Origin of the sequence: Synechococcus sp. UW106 (assembly GCF_900474015.1) — a bacterium.
Classification (GTDB): domain Bacteria; phylum Cyanobacteriota; class Cyanobacteriia; order PCC-6307; family Cyanobiaceae; genus Parasynechococcus.
In genome coordinates this window covers 1-9,679 of sequence record NZ_UCNV01000007.1, presented here as the reverse complement: position 1 = coordinate 9,679, position 9,679 = coordinate 1, and the positions used below count along the sequence as shown (strand labels likewise).

The 9,679-nt window shown below is 62.4% G+C and carries 7 protein-coding genes and 3 pseudogenes; 5 read left to right on the top strand and 5 right to left on the bottom strand.

What is annotated here, in order from left to right; genetic code table 11:
• Positions 1-68, top strand: a pseudogene (locus DXY30_RS14680) (photosystem II protein D2); the annotation flags it as partial.
• Positions 69-115: 47 nt separating this feature from the next.
• Here the strand turns inward: DXY30_RS14680 and DXY30_RS04650 are convergent.
• Positions 116-856, bottom strand: a complete 741-nt coding sequence (locus DXY30_RS04650) for a hypothetical protein (RefSeq protein ID WP_244281274.1) — start codon at positions 854-856, stop codon at positions 116-118.
• 87 nt (positions 857-943) lie between these two features.
• Between DXY30_RS04650 and DXY30_RS04645 the strand changes: the two genes are divergently transcribed.
• Both DXY30_RS04645 and DXY30_RS04640 read left to right on the top strand, forming a co-directional pair.
• A complete protein-coding gene (locus DXY30_RS04645; RefSeq protein ID WP_137006792.1) occupies positions 944-1,879 on the top strand; it encodes a pectate lyase in 936 nt (311 codons plus the stop codon).
• 29 nt (positions 1,880-1,908) lie between these two features.
• A pseudogene (locus tag DXY30_RS04640) lies at positions 1,909-3,399 on the top strand (DUF2079 domain-containing protein); the annotation flags it as partial.
• 7 nt (positions 3,400-3,406) lie between these two features.
• Here the strand turns inward: DXY30_RS04640 and DXY30_RS04635 are convergent.
• The 4 genes from DXY30_RS04635 to DXY30_RS04620 are packed head-to-tail and all read right to left on the bottom strand — an operon-like array spanning position 3,407 to position 9,089.
• Positions 3,407-4,855 carry a DUF2079 domain-containing protein gene (locus DXY30_RS04635; RefSeq protein ID WP_115093579.1) on the bottom strand — a complete coding sequence of 483 codons (1,449 nt, stop codon included), beginning with the start codon at positions 4,853-4,855 and terminating at the stop codon, positions 3,407-3,409.
• On the bottom strand, positions 4,833-6,368 hold the full coding sequence (locus tag DXY30_RS04630) for a glycosyltransferase family 39 protein (RefSeq protein WP_244281272.1): 1,536 nt from the start codon (positions 6,366-6,368) through the stop codon (positions 4,833-4,835). The genes DXY30_RS04635 and DXY30_RS04630 overlap by 23 nt, the downstream gene beginning before the upstream one ends.
• Positions 6,331-7,461 (bottom strand): glycosyltransferase, encoded by a 1,131-nt coding sequence (locus tag DXY30_RS04625; RefSeq protein WP_115093582.1) that lies wholly within the window; start codon positions 7,459-7,461, stop codon positions 6,331-6,333. Before DXY30_RS04625 ends, DXY30_RS04630 begins: the two co-directional genes overlap by 38 nt.
• Positions 7,462-7,484: 23 nt before the next feature.
• Positions 7,485-9,089 (bottom strand): glycosyltransferase family 39 protein, encoded by a 1,605-nt coding sequence (locus DXY30_RS04620; protein WP_115093578.1) that lies wholly within the window; start codon positions 9,087-9,089, stop codon positions 7,485-7,487.
• A gap of 70 nt (positions 9,090-9,159) precedes the next feature.
• Between DXY30_RS04620 and DXY30_RS04615 the strand changes: the two genes are divergently transcribed.
• Positions 9,160-9,300 carry a hypothetical protein gene (locus tag DXY30_RS04615; protein WP_170951130.1) on the top strand — a complete coding sequence of 47 codons (141 nt, stop codon included), beginning with the start codon at positions 9,160-9,162 and terminating at the stop codon, positions 9,298-9,300.
• A 218-nt stretch (positions 9,301-9,518) separates the two neighbouring features.
• A pseudogene (locus DXY30_RS14405) lies at positions 9,519-9,679 on the top strand (porin); the annotation flags it as partial.

The following is a 9,679-nucleotide window of genomic DNA, read 5'->3' as shown; positions in this document are numbered from 1 at the left end:
CGGCTGACCAGCCGCACGAAAACTTCGTCTTCCCTGAAGAGGTTCTGCCCCGTGGCAACGCCCTCTGATCGCAAGAAGATTGTTTCCATCAACCGCCCAACAGGGCGGTTTTTTTTTATTGCTCGTCTTGAGCGGCAGTCAAACGAAGAGTGATGTCGACGCTGTCCTGTTGGGCAAGCAGTGCCCGCATCAGCGCATCGATAAGAAGAATGATCCCAACCAGTTCCAGTGCTTCTTCGAGGCCTGTGATGGCGCCATACCAGGGGCTATGCAGGCGGATCAGGCTCGATCGAACAGCAAAGCTGCCGATCATCTCCATGCCAATGGCTCCGCCCACATAGACCGCGCCTGAACGCAGCAACCCTGTTGCCGTTGCTCTGGGGATCGACCCGAGGAAGCTTCGAAATCTCCAGAGCATGATGAGGGCGAGGGCGGCGTAGGGCACCACCCAGGTGGATGCCAGGGCTGGGTGCACCTGGTGTCGTAGCCCTGGAATGATCAGGATCTCGTGAATCTGCAGTGCTTCGTCGAGCGCCAGAAAGATGAAAATCTTCGACAGCAAACGCCAGTCATCTCCTGCGTCGGGGTTGCTGTTGTGACCCAGTCGCTGCATCAACAGTGCTGATATCAGCAACAGCGAGCTGCTGAACAGTGTGGGCAGGTTGAGCTCCCGGTCCATGTTGAGGCTGTCAAGCCAATGCTTCTCGGCCCCGAAGCCATAAATGCCCACTTGAACGACGCAGTGAGCCACCAGAAACCCTGCGGTGATGGCCATCAGCAGGTTGCGAACAGACCTGGGAGTGAGGGGCATGATCCCTTCCTGGCTGTGGTCTGCTGCTTTGGATTGCTGAGTCACGATTGGATGGTGCGGAGGACGAACAACGGCCCCGCTCTTCGGTTCTAAACCTCTGCTTAACCTGCGCTTCGCGCAAGAGACGGGTTGGTGGCGGTGATCTACACACGGGGTCGCGGCCTCAAGACCGCTATCACCAGATTGTTTGTGGTGATTGCGGCGGCGTCTCTGCTGACGGTGGTGGTGCAACTGGTGAGCACTGCGTCTGGCGGATCTTCACTGGATCTCGGTTGGGGTGTCTTGGCGGGGGTGACGACGGCCGTGGCGATCTGGGCTGCCCGCTCCAAGTGGTTGCTGCGGTTGCTGTCGGTTGCCGATCCCTTGGCTCATCAAGGGCGTTCCCGCGCGGTGTGGGGGCTCCTGGCTCTTGTGGTTTTGCTTGTGGTGGCGCTGAAGACCGGCTCGGTGGATCGTGATGCCTACAAAAATCTGGTGTTTGGCGAAGGGGGGCTGGTCGAGTGGAGCCAAGTGCTTGTCCTGGTGCTCGCCACCCGAGCGGCCTGGCTGATCGGCACTGATTTGAATGCACGTCTTGAGGAACGCCGACCCGGACGCCTGTTCCAGATCGGTGCCGGATTCCTGGCTCTGGTCTTGATGGAGGAACTCGCCTGGGGTCAGGTGATCTTCAGTTGGCGGACCCCGCCCTTGTTGAACGAGATCAATGCCCAGAACGAGACGACCCTGCACAACATCGAGTGGTTTCAGGATCGACTGGATGTCGGCACGTTCTTCGCGACCCTTGGGGTTTTGGCGGTTGTGGTTCTGGCGCCTCGCTGGATGCGAGCTCTAACCAAACAGTGTTCGGAGCCGATGGCGGCCGTGACCAGGGCCCTCACCCCCGCTTCCTACAGCTGGCCGTTGTTCCTGGCGGTTTCTGCACTGGCGTTCTTCATTGCCACGCGGACCTTTTCCGACGTGATCCTCAACCGGGATCAGGAGTGGGGTGAGCTGGTGCTTTATGCGTCGATCTATCTCTTGCTGCTGCGGACGCGGGTGCTGCTTGGCCCCGTGCAGGACGCTCCGTAACCTGCCCAAAATCCATCCAGGACGGCTGCATGCGTCGACCCAGCGGCATTGATGCGCCTTCCACGACACGGTGGCCACGCAACGTGTTGGCGATGGCGGGCCTGTTTGCCCTGATCTGCTTTGCGTTGCAGGCCTGGAGGCTGTTCAGCCTCAGCGCGACCTATGACCAAGCCCTGTTTCTGCAGGAACTCTGGGCCACCGCTCAGGGTCGACCTTTTGAAAGCAGCCTTTCATCCGTGTTGTCCGGAGCGGTGGTGGTCGGCGATGGTCTTCCGTCCATCGATTACTTGCACTTGGGGCAGCACGCCAACGTCCTCACCGTGCTCATGGCCCCCCTAGTGGCTGTGTTCGGGATGTGGGCGCTTCCTTTGCTTCAGGTGGGGCTTCTCGCCGCTGCGGGGCTCGTGTTGTGGAGATTGGCCGACTCGCGACTGCCGCGCCCCTTGGCGGAGCGGATCACGCTGGCTTACTTCCTCAGTGGCGCGGTGATTGGTCCGGCCCTCGAGAACTTTCACGATCTGGTTTGGTTGCCTTTGTTGGCGTTCCTGGTGGTGGGAGGCCTGCTCGATGGCTGCCGTTGGCGGGTGTGGCTGTTTGGTGCCTTGTTGCTGTTGGTGCGAGAAGACAGTGGTTTGTTGCTGTTTTCACTCGGGCTTTGGGCCTTGGTCCGTCGTCCCGGTCAACGCATCACCGGCGCCCTGCTGATGCTCGTTTCCTGTGCGTGGGTTGTGTTGGTCACCGGATGGATTCAACCGATGGTGGACTCCTCCTTGTCGGATCGCTTTCTCAAGGAGAAGTTCGGCCATCTGGTGGACGATCCGTCGGGGGGAACCGTTGCTGTGCTTTGGGCGATGCTGCGCCAGCCCTTGGCCTTGCTGGACGCCTTGGTGTCGCCGCTGGGAGCAACCCTCGGCTTTGTGCTGGCGTTGAGCCTGCCGCTCGTGCTGGTGCCCCTGCTCTCGGTGGATGCGGCTTTGCTGATGCTGGCTCCGTTGCTGATTGCGTTGCTCTCCCAGGGGCGATCGGCGTTGTCGGTGACGCTGCGCTACGTGCTTGCCCTGGTGCCCGGGCTCTATCTCGGTGCTGTGCTCTGGTGGCAACGGCACCCGGGGGTCTGGTCGCAGTTGTGGCTGCGTCGCTGTTGGACCGGGGCCCTTTCCCTTGGCCTTGTGCTCACGCTGGTGGCTAACCCGCATCGCACCTTCTCGGCCGTGATCCCCGACAGTTTTTCCCCTTGGGCGTATGTGTCTCCTCAGCAAATGCTGGACCGCCGCCAGGCGGCTTCACAGGCTGTGGCTCTGATTCCAGCTAATGCCAGCGTTGCTGCGGATACGCCTGTGCTGCCGTTGTTGGCACAGCGGGAGGCGGTGATTCGTTTCCCTCGGCACGCTAACTACCGCGATCGCCAGGGACGCGTTCAACCGGTGGACTGGGTTGTGGCTTTGCCCGGTTACTACACGCCGTTGGCTGAGGTGTTCAAGGGTTCGCGCAACAAACAGCAGCGCATTAAGCGGGAACTGCGGAAGCTCAAGGAGTCGGGTGACTATCGCTTGGTGCATTGCCATGGCGGGGCTGTTGTTTTGCAGCGGCAGGGGCTCGACACAGCTCCAGGCCCGATGGCCAGCTCCGACAGGTCCAGTTCCTGTCCCTGGCTTGAGTAAGCAAGCTCTTTTGAACCTTTCGGCTCGATCCCCAGCCCGGGTCACTGGGATTGAGCAGCAGCACGTTCCAGGTTGCAGCGTCGTGGGGCATGCTCTGCTTTTTTTTGGGGAAGCTGATGGTGGTGCGCTGGCTGAGCTGCGGTACCAGATAGCTGGTGGTGAGCACCGCGTCCTCTTGTTGGATCAGGACCTTGGCCTCGTGAACGGCCTGCAGCTGGGGCAGTCGGGCCAGGTAGGGCCCGGTGAAGAACCAGGGCTTGGCCAGCACCAGCCAGCAGGCCACAGCCCAGCACAGCATCCAGGGAAACGTCCGCTTGGGTTGGTGTTGCTGCTGCAGACCATCGATGCAGGCCACCACGGCCACCACCGCAAGGGGCAGGCTGTAGTGATGCACCAGGGTCCGATAGCTGGCGGCCGCAGAGAGCAGATTCACCAGCACCAAGGGCAGCCCGATCAGCAATGTGCTGACGGAGGCCCGACGCCACAGCCAGATGCAGGGCAGGCAGAGGAGCAGCAGGTATTCCGCACCACCGCTCCAATCGAGGCCACTGAGAACGGTGGTTGGATCGCCACCTAAATGGCTGAACATGCGTGATGCGGCTTTGGGCCCTTCGCCGTTCCGCAGCAGTGGATAGAGCCAACGGCTGAGGATGAGCAGCCATCCAACGCTGAGGCCGCCCGCCGCAAGGCTCCACCGCCAACGCCGGCGCCAGGCAAGATCGATGGCCATGCCGGATGTGATCAGCACAAGGCCATCGCGGCAGCCGAGCAGCAGCAGCAGCAGTGCCACCCAGAGCCGGGGGCGGCCTTCGCGTTCTGCCCAGAGCGCTAGAGCAAAGGCGGGCATCACCCAGGTTTCGGGATGGAAATCAAATAAAGCGGCGTTGAACACCACCGGCTGCAACCACCAGAGGCTGCAAGCCAGCCAGCAGCGTCGTCGCGACAACCCAGCCTGCTTCGCCAGCCACCAGATCGGCAGCGCTGTGAAGCTCAGGGCCAGGGCCTGACTGCCCAAGAGCCAATGCAGGCTGGGCAACATCCGATAGGCCCCCCCGGCCAAATACAGCATCCAAGCTCCGTGGTCGGCCAGCACATGCACCTGCTCCATCGAGGAGATCGGTGCGGCTCCAGATCCGATCAGCCAGGCCCATTGGTCGAACAGTCCGAGGTCGTAGGCATTGCTTTGGAGCAGGCCATGCCGCGCCGCCGCGACACCCCAGAGAAGCAGGCCCAGGCCTGCGCTCAAGACCACCAGTAGCTGGGGGCAGTCAGGCGGGAGCGATGGCTGGGATTCAGCCCTTGGGGTGGAGCTCATCAATCGGAATCAGGTAGGTCTGGCTGCGCGGGTCCACCCAGGCGCCGGGGCTTGCATCCACCATCTCTCGCAGAATTCGTTGCCGCTGCTCAGGCATCGGCCGGTAGGTCTTGTCCCACACGAAGCTGCCGGCGAGATGGCTGGCTCCGGCCTTCTTCCAGCGCTGAATCCGCTCCGGCGTGAGTTGCTTGCTGGAGATCAGCCAGCCCTGACGGCGGGCCAGGTTGAGCAAGGTTGGATCTGTGCTGGTGACACTCACGATCCGTGCGTCGATCGGCAGATCCCTGCGGATGGTGAGGGCTAGGGGCATCCATGCCTGACGTTGGCGATGCTCCACGGCCCAGTAATCCAGCGAGAGCACCGTGAGACTCACCACCAGGGCAAGGCTGAGCAACAGCCGACGTTGCCAGCGGGGGCGATGCTCTTTCCAGGTCTGCCAGCCGAGGCCGATGAGCGGAGAGCTGAACAGAAGCAGCGGCAGCTGGTAGTACTCATGAATCGTGCTTGAGCGCATGGTGGCGATTGTGCAGAGCAGAACGCCCAGCAGTCCGCTGATGGCGATCTGTCCGCCACCGCTGCGCCAGCTCGCCCTGAGGCCGAGCAGCAGGAAGGGCACTCCCACCAGTGCCAGGAGACGCAGGCCAATCCGCATCAGCAGGTTGATCCAACCGTTGAGGTCCAACAGAAGACTGAGGCTGCTGCGATCGGCTCCCGAACCCCAGAACCCAAAGCTCAGGCCACTGGCTTGTCCCAGTTGATGGGCATGCCAGTACCAGCCGGCGATCGCCCCAAGGCTGGTGCTGATGTAAAACCAGAACCCCGGATGCCTCAGCAGTCGCATCAAGCGACTGATCAGGGTTTGCCAAGGGGTGGCATGGTTCTGGGGGTTGGTGCTGAGTTGCACCATCAGCAGGGGAAGCCCCAGCCAGAGCAGGGGAATCACCTTGATCAAGCCTGCTGTGGTGAAGCAAAGCCAGCTCAGGGCTAGAGCCCACGGCAATCGTTGTTCACGCCAAAGGCTCAAGCTTTCCAGGGCCCCTGCGGCACAGAGCAGCAACAGGGCTTCGGCTTGGAAGGCGCGCCCGAAATACACCCCCAACGGTGCGATGGCAAAGGCGAGGCCTGCCCACCAACCGGCTTGGGGGCTAAACCAACGCCGGCCGAGTCGCATCACCAGCCAGATGGTCAGCCCGCTGCAGAGCACCGACAGACCGCGACCCAGCCATTCCTGCACGCCCATCAGGGTGTACAGGCGGCTCACCAGAAAGGGGTAGATGGGAAATTCCGACTCCACAAAGCCGGCACTGGCCCCACTCCAGTCGATCTGAGGCAGCCAGATCGGTGTGCCCGCCTGGCTGAAATGCCTAGCCATGGCTGCCGTGTCGGCCTGCCGCCAGCTGTGAATGCCGAGCACCGGCATCCAGATCTGCACCAGCCGCAGCAGGGTTCCCAGGCCGATGGGCAGCCAGGCCGGCCTAGGGGCTATTCCAGACAAAGCGGGATGACGCCGCATAGTTCCAGACGTAGACGACAACAATGCCCGCTAGTTGGGCCCAGAGCGCATGGGCCTGGATCAGGGTGTAAAAACTGGTTGCGAGGCCGACGTTGGCAAGTGCCGGCAGGGAGGCCACCAGCAGGAACTTCAGCAACCCCCGGATCAGTTGCCGTCCGCTCTGACGCCGATCGCGAAAAGTGAGAGCGTTGTTCACCAGATAGTTCGAGCTTGCTGCTGTGATCACGGCCACTGGCAGAGCCTGCTGAAACGAGAGGTTGAGCAGGCCCATTAGCAGAGCGGTGGACATCAGCTGAACCACCACACCCGAGGCGCCAACAAGCCCGAAGCTGATCGCCCGCCGCGGCAGCAGCCGCAGGGTTGCGGTGTGAATCAGGGACACCACGAAGTCCCAGAGGATGGCGAGGTCGAGCTTGGAGTTGCCATGCAAACGCGGCTGAAAGCTCAGGGGGATTTCCCCCACCTGCAGGCGGCCGCTGCTGATCGCCAGGAGCTCGTAGAAGAATTTGAAGCCGTTGACGTCCACCTGGCGCACCAGCGGTAGACAGCTGTTGAGCCGCAGCACCATGAAGCCGCTCATGCAATCGGTCAGGTGCCGATAGGACCTTGGAAGACTCCAACGGGCCAGACGGTTGGCGAGGGTGGAACCATCGGTGCGTCGATCACTGAGGCCGCGAATTTCGGAGTGGTCTAGGAATCGGCTCCCCGCGACCAAGTCCAGGTCTTCGCGTTCCAGCAGCTGCACTGCTTCCCCAACGGAGCTGGGCTCGTGCTGGCCATCGCTGTCCATCACCACGGCGGTGGAATAGAGGGCTGCGATGAGTCCTTCCTTGATGGCGCTGGCGAGTCCGGAGCGTCCCACCCGCTGAATGATCCGGATCCTGGGGTCCTGACGGGCCAGGCTGCGGACCAGATCAGGGGTCCCGTCCCGGGAATCGTCATCGACGACCAGGATCTCGAGCGGATGATCGGTCCCCAGCCGCAAGAGTGATTCGATCACCTGGCGGATCGACCCTCCTTCGTTGAAAGTGGGCAGCACGATGGACAGGCCGCTGTGGCTTGTCTGTCCTTCACGTTCCGCGGTGGACGACACAGTGCGCTCCAGTCGGGCTCAGGCTACCGACAGTCGGCCAGGGTCCATTGCCCCGTTTGGCCCTCGATGATGCAGTTCTCCTGAGGTTTGTCGCTGAGACGCCGACTCTTGCCACCTTTGAAACGCGGGATACGTTGTTCGGCGTACCAGTTCAGGCTGGGACGTTCGTCGTAGCCCTTCAGAGTTAACTCAGTTCCAGAGTTGTCTCGGGCTAAGGCCGCAACGGGTCGCACGGGCCAGGTTTCGTTGAGTTCCCACAACCACAATGGGGAGAGAAACAGCAGAGCCAGAGCCGCCACATTGCCGCAGGCCAGGCTGATCACCCCGAGGCGCCGTTGACCCGGAGAGGCGGATCGCAGCCACCATCCGCCGCTCCACCAGCCGAGACCCAGCACTGCCGCTAAGCCGCGATAGGGCGCAAGGCTGCTGCCGATGCTGCTGAAACTGCTCAGCCACAGCAGCAGGAGCAGCAGGCCGAGTCCGCACCACAACGATGGAAGCTGCAACAGCAGCCAGCGGCAGGGTGGCCTGGGGCTTTCGGGTGCATCAGAACAAGAAGACGACGAGGAGGGTCGCTCCACCAGCCAGACCAGCAGCGGCGCGCAGAGGAGGGCGATCGGCAGCCAGAGCGGGTGGCTGTACCAGGGAAGCTGGGTGCGTAGCGGCAGAATTGCTCCAGCCAGGGTGAGCAGGCTGGCCAATGACCATCGTCCCCAGCGGCTCTGGCGCCACCGCCAGGCCCAGATCAGGGCAAAGGGCACCAGGGGCAACCAGGGCCAGCCCCCCTCCACGATTTCGATCACGGGGACTCGCCACCCCAGATCACTGCCTTCGCCTGCATCCAGCAGAACCCGCCCTGCGCCATCACCACCCCAGAGCCAGAGCGCCTCGGCCCCCCGGATGTGGGCATGCCACAGATGCCAGCCCATTCCCGGTGCCAGGCCCAGCATGAACCCAGTGCAAGCCGTGGCACGGTTGTTCCAGGCTTTCCATTCCTGGCCCCAGACCAGCGCCAGGCCGGCGGCCACGGCCGAGGGCACCAGTAGGGGTGCCTTGAGCAGCAGCATCGCGCTGGCCATCAGACCGGCCACCACTCCCCAGAGGCTGCTCCATCGGCGTTGGTTGAGTTGCAGCAAGGCCAACCACAGCAGAGCCATGGCCGTCAGCTGCGTGCCATCCAGCATGGCCAGGCGTCCGTGCCGAGCCACTGGGAGCAGCGAGAGCAGGATCACGCTGGTGGCGATGGCGCTGGAGCGATCTCCCGGCCGCAGCGTCCATTGCAGCCAACCTCCGACGGGGACCACCAAGCAAGACAGCAAGGCCGGCGCCAGCCGGATGGTCCACTCCGAGGGGAGCTGGTTGGGCTGCGTCGTCGCGCCGATCACCAGTGCGATCAGGCTGTGCAGTCCTGGTGCCTTGTTGAGGTACGGCGCGCCCCAGAGGGTGGGCAGCAACGGGGCTTCACCGAGTTCGTGGCGAAGTTCGAGGGCCACCCTGGCCACGGTGGCCTCATCGAAGTCCCGCAGGGGGAGATCCCCGAGGCCAATCAGAGCCAGAACGGCAGCGACAAAGCCGAGACTAATCAATGCGATCCAGGGGGCTGGGTCAGGAGCTGAGCCGGAGCGCATGGGTGCTCCTCATCGCATCAAAAACTGAGTATGGTCCGGGTGTTCAGGATGCAGTGACGTGGAGTGGTGAATGCTTCCTTCGGGAAGCGAACACAATTCCGAAGGCGTTGCCGGCATTCACAATCCTTCAGGAGGAGGTGTCCATGATTTCCAGTTGTTTGATTCAGGGTCTGCTGATCGCGGAGAACGCCGGCTGAACGGCGCCTACTGACTGATCATCCGGTTCCGCGGCAAAAGCGGACCCGGCGAGAGCCCCCGTCCGGTTTACCGGGCGGGGGCATCGTTTTAAGAGCCCCCCTGCCTGCCTAAACGGTCGTTGTTGATACATGTCGATGTAAAGACCGGCACAAGTCGACTTGGATGTTTGAAGGCTGCCTCTCACAATCTGGAAATGGCGTAGTTGCGCCTATTTCCTGTGTGAGGAATTCAATGAAGCTTTTCCAGCAACTGCTGGTGGCTCCTGCCGCCCTTGGCCTTCTGGCCTCTGGTGCTAATGCCGCCGAGCTGAACATCAACGGCGTTTCTGATTACGCGGCTTCCGCTGATCAGGTGACCAGCGTCACCCAGTTCTCCGACGTCTACCCCACCGA